This is a genomic window from Lachnospira hominis (ex Liu et al. 2021) (genome assembly GCF_014287955.1).
GTDB lineage: Bacteria > Bacillota > Clostridia > Lachnospirales > Lachnospiraceae > Lachnospira > Lachnospira hominis.
This window is the reverse complement of the sequence record NZ_JACOPD010000007.1, coordinates 1-19,276: the sequence shown is the minus strand read 5'-3', so window position 1 is coordinate 19,276 and position 19,276 is coordinate 1. Positions and strand designations below refer to the sequence as shown.

14 protein-coding genes are annotated in these 19,276 nt (G+C 37.7%); 4 read left to right on the top strand and 10 right to left on the bottom strand.

Annotation, left to right across the window (positions count from 1 at the left end; genetic code table 11):
• Window positions 1-3: 3 nt before the first annotated feature.
• The 7 genes from H8S01_RS10155 to H8S01_RS10125 all read right to left on the bottom strand — a co-directional run bounded on the left by H8S01_RS10155 (window position 4) and on the right by H8S01_RS10125 (window position 12,107).
• Window positions 4-1,332 (bottom strand): alpha-amylase family glycosyl hydrolase, encoded by a 1,329-nt coding sequence (locus H8S01_RS10155; protein WP_186837110.1) that lies wholly within the window; start codon window positions 1,330-1,332, stop codon window positions 4-6.
• A 39-nt stretch (window positions 1,333-1,371) separates the two neighbouring features.
• Window positions 1,372-2,460: a hypothetical protein gene (locus H8S01_RS10150; protein WP_186837109.1), complete on the bottom strand. Its 1,089-nt coding sequence runs from the start codon at window positions 2,458-2,460 to the stop codon at window positions 1,372-1,374.
• Between the two features lie 275 nt (window positions 2,461-2,735).
• Window positions 2,736-3,584, bottom strand: a complete 849-nt coding sequence (locus H8S01_RS10145) for a M23 family metallopeptidase (protein WP_186837108.1) — start codon at window positions 3,582-3,584, stop codon at window positions 2,736-2,738.
• Window positions 3,585-3,707: 123 nt separating this feature from the next.
• Window positions 3,708-4,628, bottom strand: coding sequence for a SpoIID/LytB domain-containing protein (locus H8S01_RS10140; RefSeq protein WP_186837107.1), 921 nt, complete (start codon window positions 4,626-4,628; stop codon window positions 3,708-3,710).
• A 180-nt stretch (window positions 4,629-4,808) separates the two neighbouring features.
• Window positions 4,809-7,280, bottom strand: coding sequence for a glycogen/starch/alpha-glucan phosphorylase (locus H8S01_RS10135; RefSeq protein WP_186837106.1), 2,472 nt, complete (start codon window positions 7,278-7,280; stop codon window positions 4,809-4,811).
• Window positions 7,281-7,416: 136 nt separating this feature from the next.
• The gene (gene ileS, locus H8S01_RS10130; RefSeq protein WP_186837217.1) at window positions 7,417-10,635 is read right to left on the bottom strand and encodes an isoleucine--tRNA ligase; all 3,219 of its coding nucleotides are present in this window, start codon (window positions 10,633-10,635) and stop codon (window positions 7,417-7,419) included.
• 455 nt (window positions 10,636-11,090) lie between these two features.
• Entirely contained in the window at window positions 11,091-12,107 is a 1,017-nt protein-coding gene (locus H8S01_RS10125) for a sugar kinase (protein ID WP_021866676.1), read from the bottom strand.
• 169 nt (window positions 12,108-12,276) lie between these two features.
• Between H8S01_RS10125 and H8S01_RS10120 the strand changes: the two genes are divergently transcribed.
• A complete protein-coding gene (locus tag H8S01_RS10120) occupies window positions 12,277-12,714 on the top strand; it encodes a MarR family winged helix-turn-helix transcriptional regulator (RefSeq protein WP_021866677.1) in 438 nt (145 codons plus the stop codon).
• A 21-nt stretch (window positions 12,715-12,735) separates the two neighbouring features.
• Here H8S01_RS10120 and H8S01_RS10115 read toward each other — a convergent pair whose 3' ends face one another.
• The 3 genes from H8S01_RS10115 to H8S01_RS10105 form a co-directional block, all read right to left on the bottom strand.
• Window positions 12,736-13,860 (bottom strand): 5-methyltetrahydropteroyltriglutamate--homocysteine S-methyltransferase, encoded by a 1,125-nt coding sequence (locus tag H8S01_RS10115; protein WP_186837105.1) that lies wholly within the window; start codon window positions 13,858-13,860, stop codon window positions 12,736-12,738.
• 147 nt (window positions 13,861-14,007) lie between these two features.
• Window positions 14,008-14,907 (bottom strand): LysR family transcriptional regulator, encoded by a 900-nt coding sequence (locus tag H8S01_RS10110; RefSeq protein ID WP_186837104.1) that lies wholly within the window; start codon window positions 14,905-14,907, stop codon window positions 14,008-14,010.
• A 3-nt stretch (window positions 14,908-14,910) separates the two neighbouring features.
• The gene (locus H8S01_RS10105; RefSeq protein ID WP_186837103.1) at window positions 14,911-15,801 is read right to left on the bottom strand and encodes a LysR family transcriptional regulator; all 891 of its coding nucleotides are present in this window, start codon (window positions 15,799-15,801) and stop codon (window positions 14,911-14,913) included.
• A 322-nt stretch (window positions 15,802-16,123) separates the two neighbouring features.
• Between H8S01_RS10105 and H8S01_RS10100 the strand changes: the two genes are divergently transcribed.
• Genes H8S01_RS10100 through H8S01_RS10090 form a run of 3 tightly spaced genes read left to right on the top strand, consistent with a single transcriptional unit; the run spans window position 16,124 to window position 19,126 of the window.
• Complete coding sequence (locus tag H8S01_RS10100) at window positions 16,124-17,425, top strand: adenylosuccinate synthase (RefSeq protein WP_186837102.1); 1,302 nt, start codon at window positions 16,124-16,126, stop codon at window positions 17,423-17,425.
• Window positions 17,422-18,363, top strand: coding sequence for an aspartate carbamoyltransferase (pyrB, locus tag H8S01_RS10095; protein WP_021866682.1), 942 nt, complete (start codon window positions 17,422-17,424; stop codon window positions 18,361-18,363). The genes H8S01_RS10100 and pyrB overlap by 4 nt, the downstream gene beginning before the upstream one ends.
• 43 nt (window positions 18,364-18,406) lie before the next feature.
• Window positions 18,407-19,126, top strand: coding sequence for a YoaK family protein (locus H8S01_RS10090; protein ID WP_186837101.1), 720 nt, complete (start codon window positions 18,407-18,409; stop codon window positions 19,124-19,126).
• The last annotated feature ends 150 nt before the right edge of the window (window positions 19,127-19,276 follow it).

The window sequence follows — 19,276 nt, the reverse complement described above, 5'->3', positions numbered from 1 at the left end:
TTTCTATCTCTCCGTTTTCCAAAATACACATGAATATGGCTGTAAATCACTTCCACCGCCAAAATCATGCTCTTTTCCTGTTATCAAATCAACTGCTTTTCCCGATCTTGCATCAAAATCAGCATGATATACATTGCTGTCAGAATTAACAGCAACGATAACTCTTTCTGTATCACATTCTCTTTCAAATATAAGCTGCTTCGGCATTGTAAGAAGATTTCTGTAACCTCCGTAACACAACGCCTTGCTTTTTTGTTTCGCATTTGCAAGAGCTGTTATCCAATCTGTAAGTTCATTATGTTCCGGCTTTTCTATTGCAGGACGCAATGTGTTGTCGCCATTACATTTTTCTCCTGTAATTCCCCACTCACTTCCATAATAAACACCGGGAACTCCAGGCATGCCAAACAAAAGACCATATACAGGAAAAAGATTATTTTTATTTTCAAGAATACTTGCAATTCTTGTAACATCATGATTGTCAACAAAAGAAAACAGATGTTTTCCACGGTATATGCACCACTGTTCATTACCAAATTGTCTGTTAAGGCTATATGCTATTTCGTGCATGTTGGAAGAATTAAAACTTGAATAAATGCCTTTATAACATTCATAATTTGTAACGCTGTAGCATGCGTTATCATTAACCCATTGGTTATAATCTCCGTGAAGAGTCTCACCCATTAATACAAATTCGTTCTTCAGCCCATCGGTAAAATGTCTCAATTCTGACAAAAACTGCCTGTCCAGACAATATGCAACATCAAGCCGCAAGCCGTCTATGTCATATTCATTAACCCAGTTTTTTACCGCGTCAAACAAATATTCTTTTACTTCAGGATTTGACAGATTAAGTTTTACAAGCTCATTACAGCCTTCCCAGCTTTCATACCAGAATCCATCATTATAATTGGTATTTCCATCAAACGATATGTGAAACCAGTCCTTGTATCTGCTGTCCCATTTTTTCTGTCTTACATCTTCAAATGCAAAAAATCCACGTCCTGCATGATTAAACACTCCATCAAGCATAACTTTCATGCCTGATGCATGAATCGCATCGCAGACTTTCTTAAAATCTTCATTTGTTCCGAGACGCCTGTCCACTTTATTATAATTCCTTGTATCATAACCATGTGCATCACTCTCAAATAATGGATTAAATAATACGCATGACGTTCCCATTGACTTAATATGGTCTATCCAATCCAGAATTCTTAAAATTCTATGATTCCCGGCCTCTTCCTCACATTCACCACCATTATTTACCAACGGTGCTCCACATAAGCCAAGTGGATATATCTGATAAATTACTGCTTCGTCAAACCACATATTAAGGACCTCCTTTTTTCAACACTTATAAAACAACTTCTATTTACTATTTTTCTTTAAATTTTCTATTTCCTCTTTTAAACGTGTATTTTCGTCTTTCAAGCTGTCATTTTCACCCTTCAGGCTGTCAACCTCTTCTTTTAATCTGTCTACCATTAGATTCGCCGTATTTCTGTCTAATATTCTTAATGCTTCGGAAAACATATTAAGGACCTCCTTTGGTCTAACCAGATATTCATTAATATCATGACGTACCGATTCCAGATCCGGAAATAATGCAACTAATCTATCTATCTCTTCAGGTGTCTCAGCAACGAATAACGACATATACTTAATTCTGTCCGACACCATTTTATCTGATATTCCATCACTATATTGTGTTTTATCGCAATCATACTCAGTCACATTTGTACGCCCTGTGATAATATCAGAATATCTGTATTTTTTAAAGGTGTCAAGGCTTATAAGCAGGAAATCCTGTAGAAGATTAATCTTTATACCTGTATTAAACACTGTTTTCCCCACGTGAAAATAAAATTTTTCATCAAATTCGCTTTGTAAATTTGCACTGCTCTTTTCAAAAAGTATTATTGTATGAACTTTTCTCATACTCTTATAAGAAACTTCCTCCCCCACATCGTCCCCATCATCACTATCATTTTCAGATTCAATTTCATTTTTTGAACCCGTAAGCATTTTATACTGCCTCAACACAAGGTCCGCTGAATAACATGATATTCTTTCAGCAGGAAAATCATACGGAACTTTTTGAATTTCAATATTTGCAATACTGCCATCCGACATACGCACAACCATATCCATAATGACAAATATTCCAATAAATTGAGAATCCTCCGCCGGATAAACTTCAAGAACTGTTACCTGCTGTCCTAACAGGCAGCTGACAAGTTCTGAAAGACGTTCTCTATGTTCTACAGGACTAAATATTTTTTTAAAAAACGGATCATATAATAACGGTAATGTTTTTTTACCTTTCAGAAATGCTCTGAATCGCTCAAACCATAAACGATTGTTTTTAAGATACCCATACATCCCTTTACAATATGGGTCATTATCAATGACATGCATTGCTGCATCAAGATATGTATTTTCTTTTTCTGTCTCCAATATTCTTTTATTACATCGATGTTTTTCTCCCTTTTAATATAAATATGCATATTTATATTATATATATCATAAACTCAATAAATATGCAACGTAAAAATATTTTTTATTGTATAAATATTGCATATGTACCGCGGGAGCATATCGCCCCCACATCTATATAAAGCACCCGGCACATCCTATATATCCACCCAATACAACAAAATTTCTGCATTTACAGCAATGACAACCCTTACAGCCTTTTTGTAAATTTTTAACCGGATGCCGATTATCTTACGTTATTCAAAATAATCCACCGGATTAACAGGTATTCCGTCTTTTGTAAGTTTAAAATACAAATTTGCACCCTCTTTTACATAATATGCACTTGGTTCTGCTACTGTTCCAAGATGCTGTCCTTTGTATACACTATCACCGGATTTTACGTTGACGCCGTCAAGCAAACCATATGTCGCCTCATAGCCATCCCCAAGTCCTACGGTAACTGTTGTTTTTGTCTCTTCACTATCAACTACTGACTGGACAATTCCATCTGCTGCAACAGCAACGCTGTCCCCCACATTTGCCGCAATAGAAATTGCCGGATTACACTTGTATACATTAAGTGATTCAAAATAAATCGTACTGTCCATGCTGTACTTTAAAACAACATCTCCATTTACAGGACGTAAAAGACTGTCTGACTCTCTAAATGAATATGCATCAAGAGGATTCTTTTTTACCGAAGCCGCCACCGGAACCTGTTCCTGCTTGTCATCTGCCTGTAAATCTTCATTTACACTATTTTCATTTACGCTATTTGACGAAACATCTGACGTACTTCCTGTGCCGGAATTATTAACCGATGCTATTTCATTACCCATAGGGTCATCATCACCCGTGGCTGCATCTTCTTTAGAATCTGACGAGTCGGTGTTTTCAGGCTCTACTCCTCCATCCTCCGTTCTTATTGCAACATTATTCTGCGTTCTCTCATTAAGGTCAACTACATTATTTTTATTATCATTGGCACGCCTGCTCTCTTTCACAACTGAATAAACACCTACCGAAAGCGTAAGTATAACCGCACAGGCAACTATTGCAGAAATAATTTTCTCTTTTCCCCAACCTTTACTCTTGCCTTTCATATTAACATAACCTCCATTGCTACAATTTATGTTAATATGTTGCCCGATTTATACAGGATTATTCAAACTGTCTTTCTTCATTATTATTACACGAACCGATACCACAGTGTCCTTTATATGATTTTATCTGCTCACAATTGCTACACCGGAATAAAATTTATTAATTATATCTTCATATGTACTGCCCGAACGTGCCATAATATTTGCAGTATAAAGGCTGACTCCGAATCCGCTTCCCTTTCCTTTGGTTGTAATTTTTCCATCTTTAATTGCAAAAAAAGGCGAATTAAGTCCCAGTATTTTTGCAAATACATCACCCGACATTACAACATTTCCCACTTGAATTTTTGTCACATACCCCATATTAGTCTGTGAAACCACCTGAATATCGCCAAACGGATTATTTTCATCCAGCCCGGAATCCTTATATGCGGTATTTATTTTTTTTACAAACTGTTTTTTTGAATATTCCTCAGTTTTGAGAAAATCAGGGCTTGTCATATCTTCCGGGCAGTCTGCCGGCACCAGATATGCATAATCCGCTCCCAGAAGTTCCGTGCCGGAAAGCGTCTTTTCATTGCACACACGCGAATATTTTGCATCAATCAGATTATTATTATATGTTATAACCATCTGACCTGTTGACATTACACTGTCATTTACATGATTATAATATTCCTCGAAATTATTCCCCCATTCATTTTTCATCACATTTTTTGTGAAATACTCCATGCCAAGCGTTTCGCTGTCAACACTCATCTCATCCCCCATAACACGGTAAATATCTGTTCTTATCATTATACCCATAGCCTTTAACGTTTCCGTCTCATCACCTGACTCAAATCTTTTTGCAAGAACCATTGTGACATATTCATTTACCGATACAGATTTTGTTCCATTTTTATATTTAACATTAACCCTCGGTCCATAAATATTTTCCTGAGATACCCCCTGCGAATCATCAGAATTAACCGACAAAGTTATCACAGCCGGCACAGCAACATATATACAAAATATCAATATGACCGTAAGTATTTTTTTCATATCTGCAAAAAATCCCCTCTTAATCAAGAATTCATCAAGCCGGAATAATCCAACATAGAATCATAGAAATAATCCGGCATAGAATCATATGATATAAAAGCATATGCAGCTAAAATAAAAAATATGCCCCGCACCGTCAAAACGATAAACGAGGCATACTCATTATAAATTTTTATAAAATTATTTCACATCCGGAATGTGAACTTTTTCAAGCTTCCAGATATCATGAACATATTCTTCAATAGTTCTGTCTGATGAGAACTTACCGGCACTGGCAATATTTAACATCATTGACTTTGCCCATGCCTTTTCATCAGAATATCTTTCGTTAATAATCTTCTGTGCATCCGCATATGAACGGAAATCCTTGAGTATGAAGTATGTGTCCGCTCTTCTGCCGCCCTGATTATTAAGGAGTGAATTGTAAATATCTCTGAATCTTTCTGTATCATCAGGAGAATATTTGCCATTGATAAGTTCCATCAATACCTCACGGATATTCTGGTCATTATTAAATATCTCCATTGGGTCATAACCGCCCTCATTTTCATATCGGATAACTTCATCAGATGAAAGTCCGAATATTACAGCATTTTCAATTCCGACTTCCTGAACAATCTCAACATTAGCACCATCCATTGTACCAAGTGTCATGGCTCCGTTGAGCATGAACTTCATATTACCTGTACCTGATGCTTCCTTTGATGCTGTAGAAATCTGTTCGCTTACATCTGCTGCCGCAAATATGATTTCGCCGTTTGAAACTCTGTAATTTTCAATAAATACTACCTTAATCTTGCCATTAATTGAAGCATCGTTATTAATTACATCTGCAACGCTGTTGATAAGTTTGATTGTCTGCTTTGCAATCTTATAACCTGCGGCTGCTTTTGCACCAAAAATAAATGTTCTTGGCTTAATATCCATATCAGGATTCTTCTTTACTTCATTGTAAAGATACATTACATGAAGAATATTAAGAAGCTGTCTCTTATATTCATGAAGTCTCTTAACCTGGACATCAAAAATAGAATTCGGGTCAACATCAATTCCATTATGCTCTTTTATATATTTTGCAAGGCGAACCTTATTTTTATACTTAATCTGCATAAGCTCCTGCTGGCATTTTGCATCATCAACATATACTTTAAGCTTTTTAAGCTGTGTTAAATCTGTAATCCATCCATCGCCGATTTTGTCTGTAATCCATGCTGCAAGAAGCGGATTTGCATGAAGAAGGAATCTTCTCTGTGTGATACCATTAGTCTTATTATTGAACTTCTCCGGCATCATTTCATAGAAATCTTTAAGTTCCTGCTTTTCAAGAATCTCCGTATGAAGTTTTGCAACACCATTTACAGAATATCCTGCACATATTGCAAGATTAGCCATCTTAACCTGACCATCATAAATAATTGCCATCTTGCGGATTTTATCCTGATTGCCCGGATACTTAGCCTTTATTTCTTCTACAAAACGACGATTAATCTCCTCCACAATCTGATAAATTCTAGGAAGAAGTCTTGAGAAAAGCTCAATTGGCCATTTTTCAAGTGCTTCTGCCATAATTGTATGATTTGTATATGCAACAGTCTTAGTTGTTACATCCCATGCTTCATCCCATTCAAGACCTTCTTCGTCCATGAGAATTCTCATAAGTTCCGCTACAGCTACTGTAGGATGTGTATCATTAAGCTGGAAAGTTACCTTTTCATAAAGCTTTCTTACATCATCATGTCTTTCCTTATACTGTGCAATCGCACGCTGTACGCTGGCTGATACAAAGAAATACTGCTGTTTTAAACGAAGTTCCTTACCTGCATAATGATTATCATTAGGATAAAGTACCTCAACAATATTCTTTGCAAGGTTCTCTTCCTCAACCGCTTTCTGATAATCACCCTTATCAAATGAACTTAAATTAAATGTATCTACCGGTTCTGCATCCCATATTCTTAATGTATTAACTGTATTTACGCCATATCCAACAACAGGAACATCATAAGGAATAGCTGTTACAGCTCTGTAATCCTCCTGAACAAACATATCTCTTCCTGTCTTTTCATCTCTGTATGAACGTACATATCCTCCGAACTTAACTACTGTCGGATATTCAGAACGCTTAATCTCAAACGGATTACCGTCTTTAAGCCAGTTATCAGGAACTTCTACCTGATAGCCATCTTTAATCTCCTGCTTAAACATACCATATTTATAACGTATTCCGCATCCATATGCCGGATATTCAAGTGTTGCAAGTGAATCAAGGAAACATGCGGCAAGTCTTCCCAGACCACCGTTACCGAGTGCTGCATCAGGTTCCTGGTCCTCTATGACATTAATATCCATGCCAAGTTCTTCAAGAACTTCCTTCATTTCATCATATGCCATAAGATTAATCATATTGTTACCTAAAGCCCTGCCCATAAGGAATTCCATAGACATATAGTAAACAGTCTTTTTATCCTGTTTTGCATATTCCTTCTGTGTCGCAATCCATCTATCAATTATAATTTCCTTTACAGCATATGCTACAGACTGGAAAAGCTGCTGTTTATCTGCCTCATCAATATTTTTTCTGAATAAGGATTTACAGTTGCTTATAATATTTTTCTTGAATTCATCTTTATTAAACCATGAAGTATTACTCATTCATTTTTCCTCCTGAAATATGGTATTGATAAAATGTTTAAAGCATTATAATTATACTACATTAATTACTTAAAATGCAAATAAGTGCCCGGTTTATTTTTACCAAAACCGGACACTTTTATAATCTGCTGTTTAATTACTGTTTTTCAACGCCTAAAGTTACATCTTCGCCGTTGATATTCCAATCCTTTGTAAATCCTTTTGCTTCACCGGCAATAATATTGTCAGCAAGTACAACTGCTTTAACCTGTTCTGCATTTTTCTCCATAAGAGCTGCAATCTTATCATTTCCAGAAACATATACATTGATTCTGTCCATAACTTCAAATCCTGCATCCTTACGCATTGTCTGGATTTTACTTACAAGTTCTCTTACAAAACCTTCCTCGATAAGTTCAGGTGTAAGCTTTGTATCCATAACAACTGTAATTCCCTTATCAGAATTGGCAACATATCCTTCTGCCTGAACCATCTCGATAAGGAGATCTGCCTTTTCGAGCTGAATATCCTGTCCATTTACAGAAAGTGTGATATATCCTGCATTGTTAAGGTCATCCATAGCCTTATTGCCATCAAGTTCTGAAAGCTGCTTTCTGATTTCACCGAGGAACTTGCCATACTTAGGTCCCAATGTTTTAAGCTGCGGCTTGAATGTGTATGATGTGAAATCTCTTACATCATCCTTATATTCAACGCTCTTTACATTAAGCTCATCTGCGATAATATTTGTAAAGAAATCATCAAGTTTCCATGGTGCCTTGATAAACATCTTTCCGATTGGCTGTCTGTTCTTGATATTTGTTGCATTTCGGCATGCACGTCCGATTACAACTGCATTAAGGACATCTTCCATGTTCTCTTCAAGTTTTGTATCAATCCAGTCTTCATTTACCTTAGGGAAATCGCAAAGGTGAACGCTTATAGGTGCTGTCTTGTCAATGCTGCATACAAGATTTCTGTAAATGCTCTCTGTCATAAACGGAATCATTGGAGCTGCTGCTTTACAAAGTGTAACAAGTGTTGTATACAATGTCATGTAAGCATTAATCTTATCTTGTTCCATTCCCTTTGCCCAGAATCTCTCACGGCATCTTCTTACATACCAGTTAGAAAGTTCATCAACAAAATCTTCAAGAACTCTTGCAGTCTCTGTAATCTTGTAGTTGTTAAGATTGTCATCAACAGTCTTAACCATTGTATTTAACTTTGAAAGAATCCATTTATCCATTACTGGAAGCTTATCATATTCCAAAGTATATTTTGTTGCATCAAAATCATCAATATTTGCATATAATACGAAGAATGCATATGTGTTCCAGATTGTACCCATGAACTTTCTCTGACCTTCTGTAACAGCCTTGTCATGGAAACGGTTAGGAAGCCATGGTGCTGAATTTTCATAGAAATACCAGCGGATTGCATCTGCTCCGTGTTTCTGTAATGCATCAAACGGATCTACTGCATTGCCCTTTGATTTACTCATCTTCTGGCCGTCAGCATCCTGAACATGTCCTAAAACGATAACATTTTCGTAAGGTGCCTTGTTAAATAAGAGTGTTGAAATAGCAAGAAGTGAATAGAACCATCCTCTTGTCTGGTCAACAGCTTCTGAAATAAACTTGGCTGGGAACTGCTGTTCAAATAATTCCTTATTTTCAAATGGATAGTGATGCTGTGCAAATGGCATTGAACCTGAATCGAACCAGCAGTCGATAACTTCCGGAACTCTCTTCATTGTGCCGCCACACTTGCCACACTTGCATGTAACCGCATCGATATATGGACGGTGCAGCTCGATATCATCAGGACAGTTGTCTGAATGTTCCTTGAGTTCTGCAATGCTTCCGATTGAAAGCATTTCGCCACAATCCTCACACTGCCAGATATTAAGCGGTGTACCCCAATAACGGTTACGGCTGATACCCCAGTCCTGGACATTTTCAAGCCATGCTCCAAAACGTCCTGTTCCGATTGTCTCTGGAATCCAGTTGATTGTCTTATTATTAGCAATGAGATTAGCCTTAACTTCAGGATCTGTCATCTTGATAAACCATGACTCTCTTGCATAATAAATAAGAGGTGTATCACATCTCCAGCAGAATGGATAATCATGTTCAAACTTAGGTGCGTCAAAAAGCTTTCCTTCCTTATCAAGGTCTTTTAATACTTCCGGATCCGCTTTCTTAACAAATAATCCGGCATAAGGTGTTTCTTCTGTCAAATCACCCTTGCCATCAACAAACTGAACAAATGGAAGGTCATATTTTCTGCCTACTTTGGCATCATCTTCACCAAATGCAGGTGCAATATGAACGATACCTGTACCATCTGACATAGTTACATATGTGTCACATGTAACAAAATGTCCCTTCTTGTGCTGTTTTGCGGCACAATCAGCTGCACACTGATATAATGGTTCATACTCTTTATACTCTAAATCCTTACCTTTGTAAGTCTCTAATACTTCATAATCAATACCGGCACCATTTGCGTCTTTTGCATCCTCATCAAGAGACTCGCCTTTTACAGTCTGTCCCGCCTTAACTGCAAGTCCGCCTAATACTTTGTCAAGAAGTGCCTCTGCCATATAATAAGTATATCCGTCAGCAGCTTTTACCTTAACATATGTCTCATCAGGGTTTACACAAAGGGCAACATTAGACGGAAGTGTCCAAGGCGTTGTTGTCCATGCAAGGAAATAAGCATCTTCACCGACAACCTTGAAACGTACTACTGCTGAACGCTCTTTTACAGCCTTATATCCCTGTGCAACCTCATGAGAAGAAAGAGGTGTGCCACATCTTGGACAGTAAGGAACAATCTTAAAACCTTTATAAAGAAGTCCCTTATCCCAAATCTGCTTTAAAGCCCACCATTCAGACTCGATAAAGTTATTGTCATAAGTAACATAAGGGTTATCCATATCAGCCCAGAAACCTACAGTAGATGAGAAATCCTCCCACATGCCCTTATATTTCCATACACTCTCTTTACAATGCTTGATAAATGGCTCAAGACCATACTCTTCAATCTGTTCCTTGCCATCAAGTCCGAGCTTCTTTTCAACTTCAAGCTCAACAGGAAGACCATGTGTATCCCATCCTGCCTTACGTGGAACCATGTATCCTTTCATTGTACGGTATCTTGGAATCATATCCTTAATAACTCTTGTAAGGACATGACCGATATGAGGCTTACCATTAGCCGTTGGAGGACCATCATAGAATGTATATGTCTCTCCCTCTTTACGATTTTCAATACTTTTTTCAAAAATGTCATTTTCTTTCCAGAACTTCTCGACTTGTTTTTCTCTATCAACAAAATTAAGTTCCGGTGATACCTTTTCGTATACCATCTTAAAAATCCATCCTTTCATAATTGTGCCAATTCTAATAATCTGCGTCACCAGCAAATGTTCCATGCACATAAAACAATCTGATATCCGCATTAAAAAAGCCCCTGCCGTAATAAACGACAGGGGAATTATCGACCTAATCTTAATTACGACATACCAGCATATGCGTCCCTTTTAACGGTAGGATTTCCGTCCCGGCTTAATTGAAGCACTTTCATGTTCCGCTACGCTTACACGCCCGAAACAAACTCCGTTCAGCCCGGATGCTTGGAAGTGATGTTCAGATATAAGCTACTCGTACCGGCTCTCACCGCCCCGGCTCGCTGCGACTTTTCCTTATATCCTACTGTCTTCGTCATTGCAGTTGGCTTTATTGTATATAACAAGGTCTGAAATGTCAAGCACTTGTATGCCTTGCTCTTATCTTAGTACAAATTGTACTAAAAATCACATAATTATCTTTGTACATCAAATGAAGCGTTGTTCATAAGTCTCTTAATCTGATCTACACTTGTGATATTTGTATCGCCTCGGATAGCATGCTTCATTACAGAAGATGCAACAGCAAAATCAACTGTCTCCTGTGGTGTCATATCATTCTGCATAAGTGCATAAATAAGACCTGATGAAAATGCATCACCACCACCGACACGGTCAACAATTTCAAAGTTAATCGTCTTACTCTCATAAGTCTCTCCATTAGTATAGAAGAAAGCTTTGAGAGAATTGTTGCTGCCTGAGTGGACATATCTTACAGTTCTTCCGATTGCTTTCATATGATACTGCTCATCAATAGCCTTAAATACTCTGTCCATATCCTTAAAAGACGGATCCATTGTAAGACCATCTTTGACATCTGTTCCGTCCGGATTGTATACATGAATAGGTTCTATACCAATCAATACATCTACATATGGAAGATACTTACTAAGAACATCTCTGGCTGTACTAAATGACCATAATGTACTTCTGAAATTAGGGTCAAAACTTACAGTAAGTCCAAGCTTCTTTGCAGCCTTAACAGCCTTGTCTATAAGGCGGCGGCAGTTATATGAAAGTGCCGGTGTAATACCGCTTAAATGAAGCCAGTCATAATCTTTTAATATATTTTCAAAATCTACATCCTTATAGTCATATTCAGCAAATGCAGAACCTGAACGGTCATAGATTACCTGTGAAGGTCTTACAGATACACCCTCTTCAAGATAATACAGTCCCATTCTTCCGTCTGCCTTGATAATATGCTTTGTATGTACATCATTTGCCTTAAAATAATTAATAGCAGACTTACCAATATCTGAATCCGGAAGTACAGTAAAGAATGTACTGTCAACTCCGAGATTTGCCAAAGATACTGCCACGTTTGCCTCAGCACCGCCATAATTTACAATATAATTATGAGTAGATACAATCTTTTCATAATTTGGCGGAGATAATCTTAACATCAATTCTCCGATTGCTATGAACTTCATATATTTCTCCTTTTTAGTAACGAACTACATATACGTATTTATGATACTACGTAAGGCACAAAAAAGCAAATCAAATTCATTGCAAATAGGACTTATTTCGTATATACTATAGAAAAAGATTCGTATTTTATTATTAAAACATATTACAAAGAAAGAGCAGGTGCTTCTTATGGATACATTTGAAGTTTTGAATAATTTACTTGTAAAACTGTTTAATGACATTTTAGACGTAGAGGAAAAAGCCATCATAACTGATGAATTCAAAGACATTTCCGTTACAGATATGCATATTATTGAAGCCGTCGGAACAGAAGAACCACGTACAATGACTGCCATCTCCAAAACACTCGGAGTTACAATGGGAACACTTACTATAGGAATGAATGCACTTGTCAAAAAGGGATATATAATACGTACACGCAATCCGAAAGACAGAAGAATCGTATTTGCCACACTCACACCAAAAGGCGTGAGTGCATACAAACATCATGCTGCATTTCACAAAGACATGATTGACAGCGTTATGGATAGTCTGAACGAAGAAGAGGCTGCCGTTCTTACAAAGTCTCTCAACAAACTTGAAGACTTTTTCGGTCAGTGGAAGTAATCCGGCACTACCGTTCTTATTCTACTTTCCCCATACCTCTTCTGCGATTTCTTTAACAAGTTTAAGTTTTGCCCACTGCTCGTCTTCTGTGAGCTTATTTCCGATTTCGCAAGATGCAAATCCACACTGCGGACTAAGATATAATCTGTCAAGAGGGGCAAACTTTTCTGCTTCACGGATTCTTGCTATCACCTGTGCTTTATCCTCAAGTACAGGTGATTTTGTTGTTATAAGACCAAGCACAACCTTCTTATTGCCTGAAACCTTTGCAAGAGGCTCAAATCCACCTGAACGCTCATCATCAAATTCAAGATAATATGCATTTGCATTTTCCTCGCCGAAAAGCACGTCTGCAACGGGTGTATACGCACCGCTGCTTGCATATGTAGAATGGAAATTGCCACGGCACACATGTGTATTAATAATCATATCCTCCGGTGCCTGGTCAATCACTCTGTTATTAATATCTTTATATAATTTCTGGACTTCTTTTAATCCTTCAAATGTCTTTTTCCCATATACCAAAGTTGCTGTCTTATCTGCCAGCATGCCCCATGTACAGTCATCAAGCTGAAGATTGCGGCAGCCTGCTTTGTATAAATCATCAATAAATGAAGCATAAGCCTTTACAATATCATCTGCAAGTTCATCGTCAGATGAATAATACTTTTCTGTCTCAACTCTGTTGAAAGGCATTGTAAACTGTGCAAGGAACTGTGCCGGTGCAGGAATTGTCTGTTTTGCAACTGTTTCTTCGTCCTCAAACTGCTTTACAAATCTGAAATGTTCCACAAAAGGGTGCTCCTTTGATACTTTTACCTTTCCAACAAGAAATGTATCATCAATCATTGCAGCTTCGCCATGGAACGGAAGTCCTGTCTTTGTCTCAACATGTCCTACTCCGTCAAATCCCCACATAAAATCAAGATGCCATGTTGCTCTTCTAAACTCACCATCCGTGATAACATGGTATCCTATTTCTTTTAATTTGCCTACAAGTTCTGTAATAGCTTCATCTTCAACCTTCTTTAACTCCTCATATCCGATATCACCATCATCGAACTTTCTTCTTGCCTCCTTTAATTTTTCAGGACGCAAAAAGCTTCCAACATGGTCATATCTGAATGGTGTTTCTAATCTGCTCATCTATTTTTCCTCCAAATTTATAATAATTTTCTGTTTTCTGTGAGTCTTATTATAAATTGAAGTTTTGTCATCTGTATAATACATAAAAATATATGTTTGACATAGTTTAAAACTATGTCAAATTATTCTATTTGATATTACTTCCCATTATTGCAGATACTTTTTTAATGCTTCAATATATGTATTTCCAAGCCTGCTTATCATGCCTTTTCTATGTGTGATATATCCTATACGCATATCTTTTTCATCTGCAAGCGGAACTGCAATTATATCTTTTCCATTAAGTTTTTTGTCAATAATTCCGCTGCATACCGTATATCCGTTTAATCCTATAAGCAGATTAAAAAGCGTTGCACGGTCTCTCACCCTGATATTTTTCTTTCTTTCATAAGTTGAAAATATTTCCTCTGAAAAATAAAACGAATTGTGCTCTCCCTGTTCATATGACAAATACGGATATGCTTCCAGCTGTTCATTTGTAATAATTTGCTTTCCAGCCAGTGGGTGCCTCCTGCTTATGAAAACATGTGGTTTTGCCGAATAAAGCTGATGGAATTCCAAATCATTGGATTTTAAAATTTTATTAAGAACGACATCATTAAAATCATCCATAAAAATAATTCCCAACTCACTGTTCATCTTAGCAACATCTTCTATAATCTCATACGTCTGCGTCTCACGTATGCTGAAATCATATTCATCCTGTCCGTATTTTTTTATCAAATCAACAAATGCATTAACCGCGAATGAATAATGCTGCGTTGAAATACAGAATTTCTTCTTTCCACCACCGCCACCTTTATATTTATCTTCAAGAACCTCTGCCTGTTCCAGCACCTGCCTCGCATATCCCAGAAAATCCTCACCGTCTTTTGAAACAATTATTCCTTTATTAGTTCTTGTAAATATTTCAATATTCATTTCTTTTTCAAGTTCGTGTATTGCATTAGTAAGGCTCGGCTGTGAAATATATAACTTTTCTGCAGCCTCTGTAATCGTTCCTGTCTGTGCAACTGTTATTGCATATTTTAATTGTTGAAGTGTCATATTCTACCTGCCTTCCATAATAACTTTCTGCAATTCTCTTGCCGCAGAATTGAGGGGATGTCTTGAATCGTATACCATACAGATATTTCTTCCGGGAATTTCATCTCTTAACTGGATTCTGACAATTTCATTTTTATTAATTGCCTCTGCCGCCATCGGCTCTGGAATAAATGCAAGCCCAAGTTCACTCTTCACAAGAGGAAGTATCTGGTCTGTCGTTGCCGCCTCCGTGTCCGGATTAAGTTCAAGTCCATGCGACAAAAATATTTTGTTATAAAAATCATACGTTGCTGTCTCTCGTCCAAGACATATAAGCGGATAATCCTTTAATTCGCTGAGCGAAAGTTCCTGGCTTCCAAGTGCCGTAAATGTTTTTCCACCTATAAGAATCTCCCTGAACGGAACTAATTTCACGCTTTTTAATGGTGACTCAACATCTGCTGGCGTGGATACAACCGCAAAATCAATTATTCCATTCTTAACTGCATCTATCGCCTGAGGTGTTGAGTGATTATATATTTTCAGCCTTATTCCCTGATACATCATATGAAACGATTTCAATTTATCAAGAAGAAATATATTAAGAGCCGTCTCGCTCGCTCCGATAGAAATACTTCCGTGCGAAAGGCTCATGCTGTCAGAAAGTTCCTCCTCTGCCTCAAATATCTGTGCCATTGCCGCTGAGACCCTTATGTACAGTTTTTCACCCTCAGGCGTAAGCTCAACTCCTCTGTTTGTTCTCACAAACAAAAGTGTGTTAATCTGCTGTTCCAGACAATTCATTGCTCTCGTAACATTTGGCTGGCTGTTTCCAAGTACATGTGCGGCTTTTGTAAAATTATGATACTTCGCCACATAGAAAAAAATCTTATAATACTCAAAATTTACATTCATAACCCCCTGCCTCCTGTTTATTCTTATTATGTCAGAAATCTGCAATCGCTATAAACGTTCATCTGTCATATCAATTGCTTATGTTTATTATATCAATTATAGTTTTTACTTATCGCAAATTCAATAGTATAATTTAGCCAATTCTGAAAAAGAAAACAAGGAGGAAAAGCCTCTGCTCCCATAGTGGTCGCATTTTCCTTCGGAAAACAAGGAGGAAAAGCCTCTGCTCCCATAGCGGTCGCATTTTCCTTCGGAAAACAAGGAGGAAAAGCCTCTGCTCCCATAGCGGTCGCATTTTCCTTCGGAAAACAAGGAGGCTAATATGCTTACAGCAGTAACAGGAATCAACTGGGGCGATGAAGGCAAAGGCCGTGTAATCGATCTGCTTGCCGAAAATGCCGATGTTGTTGTCAGATATCAAGGCGGAAACAATGCCGGACATACAGTCGTAACAAACAATTGTAAATTTGTACTTAATCTTCTTCCATCAGGAATATTACATCCAGATGTCACATGCGTTCTGGGTGATGGCATGGTTGTAGATTTAGACCATCTTGAAAACGAGATTGAAAGCATAAGAGAAAAAGGAATTGTAATTTCTCCTCAGAATTTAAAGCTCTCAAAGCATGCTACTATATCAATGCCATGGCATAAAATCCAGGATGAACTTGAAGAAGACAGACTTGCAAAAACAGGTTCTGCCTTTGGTTCTACACGCCGCGGCATTGCATACGCATACAGCGATAAATATAAGAAAAAAACATTGCGTCTCGGCGACCTTCTACATCTTGACAAACCACATATTCAATCAAGATTAAAAACTATGCTTGAATACAAAAATCTGGAACTGGGCGGCTGCTACCACCAAGCTCCAATGTCTTATCCGGCTCTTTTATCATGGTGTGAAAAAAAGGCTGAACAATTTGCTCCATATATTACAGATACCGGAAATTACATTGCAGCTGCCCTCTCCAATCACCAAAAAGTTGTTCTTGAGGCTCAGCTCGGTGCCATGCGTGACATCGATTATGGAATTTTCCCATACACCTCAAGCTCATCAACTATCTCCGCATATGGTCCTATCGGTGCCGGCATTCCGGGAACTTTGCCTGACCACATCGTCGGTGTGTTAAAGGCTTATTCTACATGTGTCGGTGCAGGACCATTCACGGCAGAAAAAGCAATGCCGGAAAAATGGATGGAATCACTAAGAAAATCCGGCGGTGAATACGGTGCTGCAACAGGACGTCCTCGCCGTGTCGGTCCATTTGACGCCGTAGCCTCTGCTTATGGTCTGAAATGCCAGAATGCTGATAAAATCGCACTCACAAAACTCGATGTATTAAGCCATATGGATGAAATTCCGGTAATCACATCATATAAATTAAACGATGAAATCATAACGGAATTTGACCCATTAGACGATTTAGACAGCATGACTCCTGTCATCCAAATGCTTCCTGGCTGGAATACTGACATTTCAAAATGCAGGAAATATGAAGAGCTGCCTGAAAATGCAAGAAAATACATTGAAACTCTTGAACATCTTTTGAATCATGAAATTCAGTTTATTTCTGTAGGAGCTGAACGAAATCAATATTTAACAAAGGGAGAATGGTTATGAGACACTTAATTGACCCACTTGATTTTACACTTGAAGAAACTAAAAATTTATTAGATCTTGCTGACAGAATCAAACAAAATCCTGATGCCTACAGCCATGTTGCCGACGGAAAAAGAATTGCAACACTCTTTTATGAGCCAAGTACAAGAACACGTCTGTCATTTGAATCAGCAATGCTCAGCCTTGGAGGTCAGGTAATAGGATTCGCCGGTGCTGAAATGTCAAGTGCAAGTAAAGGTGAAACAGTTGCCGATACTTCCCGTGTTGTAAGCTGCTACGCTGATATTATTGCAATGAGACATCCAAAAGAAGGTGCACCGCTGGTTGCATCAATGTATTCTTCAATTCCTGTAATAAATGCCGGTGATGGCGGACATAATCACCCGACACAGACTCTCATCGATTTAATGACCATAAGACAACTGAAAGGCCACCTTGATAATATTACTATCGGATTCTGCGGCGACTTAAAATTCGGACGAACTGTACACTCACTCGTAAACAGTCTTGTGCGTTACAAAAACAACCGTTTTTACTTTATCTCTCCAGATGAATTAAAAGTGCCCGCATATACAATAGAAGACACATTAAAACCTTATAATTCAGAATATTATGAGGTTTCAAGCCTTGAAGAAACACTTCCTAAGCTTGATGTACTCTATATGACACGAGTACAAAAGGAACGTTTTTTTAGCGAAGATGAATACTTACGCCTCAAAGATACATATATTCTCAACCGTGAAAAACTTAATCTTGCCAAGCCTGATATGCCGGTTTTACACCCACTTCCAAGAGTTGATGAAATATCAACAGACGTTGATGACGACAACCGTGCTGCATATTTCAAGCAGGTACAGAACGGAAAATATGTACGTATGGCAGTAATTATGGCCTTACTTGAAATTACCGACCCACTTACCGGTCAAAAAGTGTTATAATGTTAAAACATTACCAAAAAAACACTTTACGGAGGAATATAAAATGAAACACAAAATACACGGACAGATGTCTGACTCATTCTTAACCGCTGCATTTTTATCAGTTTCAGGTGGTCTACAGGACGCATACACATACATATTCCGTGGAAAAGTATTTGCCAATGCACAGACAGGAAACATTGTTTTGTTAAGCCAGAGCATTGCAGAAAAGAACTGGCATCTTGCACTTCATTATCTTGTGCCGCTTGTATTTTTTGCTTTTGGCATTGCCTTCTCGGAATTCGTACACATCAAATACCGTAAAATTCAAAAATTCCATTGGCGGCAGCTTGTGGTTCTCAATGAAATAATTCTTCTTTTTGTGGTAGGTTTCCTGCCTCTGGAATGGAATCTTCTTGCCAACGCAATTGTTTCATTTTCATGTGCAATGCAGGTACAGGCATTCAGAAAAGTAAACGGATATGCATTTGCAAGTACAATGTGCATCGGCAATATGAGAAGCGGTGTTGAATCACTTTGTGCATACGTTAAAACAAAGGATAAAAAAATCCTTCATAAATCGCTTTGTTACTGGGCTATTATCATAATGTTTGCAATTGGTGCAGGACTTGGCGGATATTTCATTAAGTTATTTAACATGCGTACCATCTGGGTTTCATGTGGACTCTTATTTGTAAGTTTTATGATTATGTTTATAAAAGAAGATGTTCCCGAAATAGAAAAAGATGTGCGTAAACTTGAAAAAGATATTAAAAAACAGTAAAAATCACCCCCGGTAGTCAGCACTTACTGACTGATATGCTACCCTCATATAGGACAATGAAATATAAAAGTCCTATATGGGGGTATTTTCATGTCTAGAAAAAGTAAAATCAATTCAGCAGAAAAGGTAAAAATAGTTGAACAATACCTT

What these genes read in the sequence shown, in the direction of transcription:
- H8S01_RS10110 (WP_186837104.1), bottom strand. Translation starts at nt 14,907, where the DNA reads ATGACACTTCAACAATTAAAATATGCAATAACAGTTGCACAGACAGGA.
- H8S01_RS10115 (WP_186837105.1), bottom strand. Translation starts at nt 13,860, where the DNA reads ATGAGCAGATTAGAAACACCATTCAGATATGACCATGTTGGAAGCTTT.
- H8S01_RS10145 (WP_186837108.1), bottom strand. Translation starts at nt 3,584, where the DNA reads ATGAAAGGCAAGAGTAAAGGTTGGGGAAAAGAGAAAATTATTTCTGCA.
- pyrB (WP_021866682.1), top strand. Translation starts at nt 17,422, where the DNA reads ATGAGACACTTAATTGACCCACTTGATTTTACACTTGAAGAAACTAAA.
- H8S01_RS10135 (WP_186837106.1), bottom strand. Translation starts at nt 7,280, where the DNA reads ATGAGTAATACTTCATGGTTTAATAAAGATGAATTCAAGAAAAATATT.
- H8S01_RS10090 (WP_186837101.1), top strand. Translation starts at nt 18,407, where the DNA reads ATGAAACACAAAATACACGGACAGATGTCTGACTCATTCTTAACCGCT.
- H8S01_RS10100 (WP_186837102.1), top strand. Translation starts at nt 16,124, where the DNA reads ATGCTTACAGCAGTAACAGGAATCAACTGGGGCGATGAAGGCAAAGGC.
- H8S01_RS10140 (WP_186837107.1), bottom strand. Translation starts at nt 4,628, where the DNA reads ATGAAAAAAATACTTACGGTCATATTGATATTTTGTATATATGTTGCT.
- H8S01_RS10125 (WP_021866676.1), bottom strand. Translation starts at nt 12,107, where the DNA reads ATGAAGTTCATAGCAATCGGAGAATTGATGTTAAGATTATCTCCGCCA.
- H8S01_RS10155 (WP_186837110.1), bottom strand. Translation starts at nt 1,332, where the DNA reads ATGTGGTTTGACGAAGCAGTAATTTATCAGATATATCCACTTGGCTTA.
- H8S01_RS10120 (WP_021866677.1), top strand. Translation starts at nt 12,277, where the DNA reads ATGGATACATTTGAAGTTTTGAATAATTTACTTGTAAAACTGTTTAAT.
- ileS (WP_186837217.1), bottom strand. Translation starts at nt 10,635, where the DNA reads ATGGTATACGAAAAGGTATCACCGGAACTTAATTTTGTTGATAGAGAA.
- H8S01_RS10105 (WP_186837103.1), bottom strand. Translation starts at nt 15,801, where the DNA reads ATGAATGTAAATTTTGAGTATTATAAGATTTTTTTCTATGTGGCGAAG.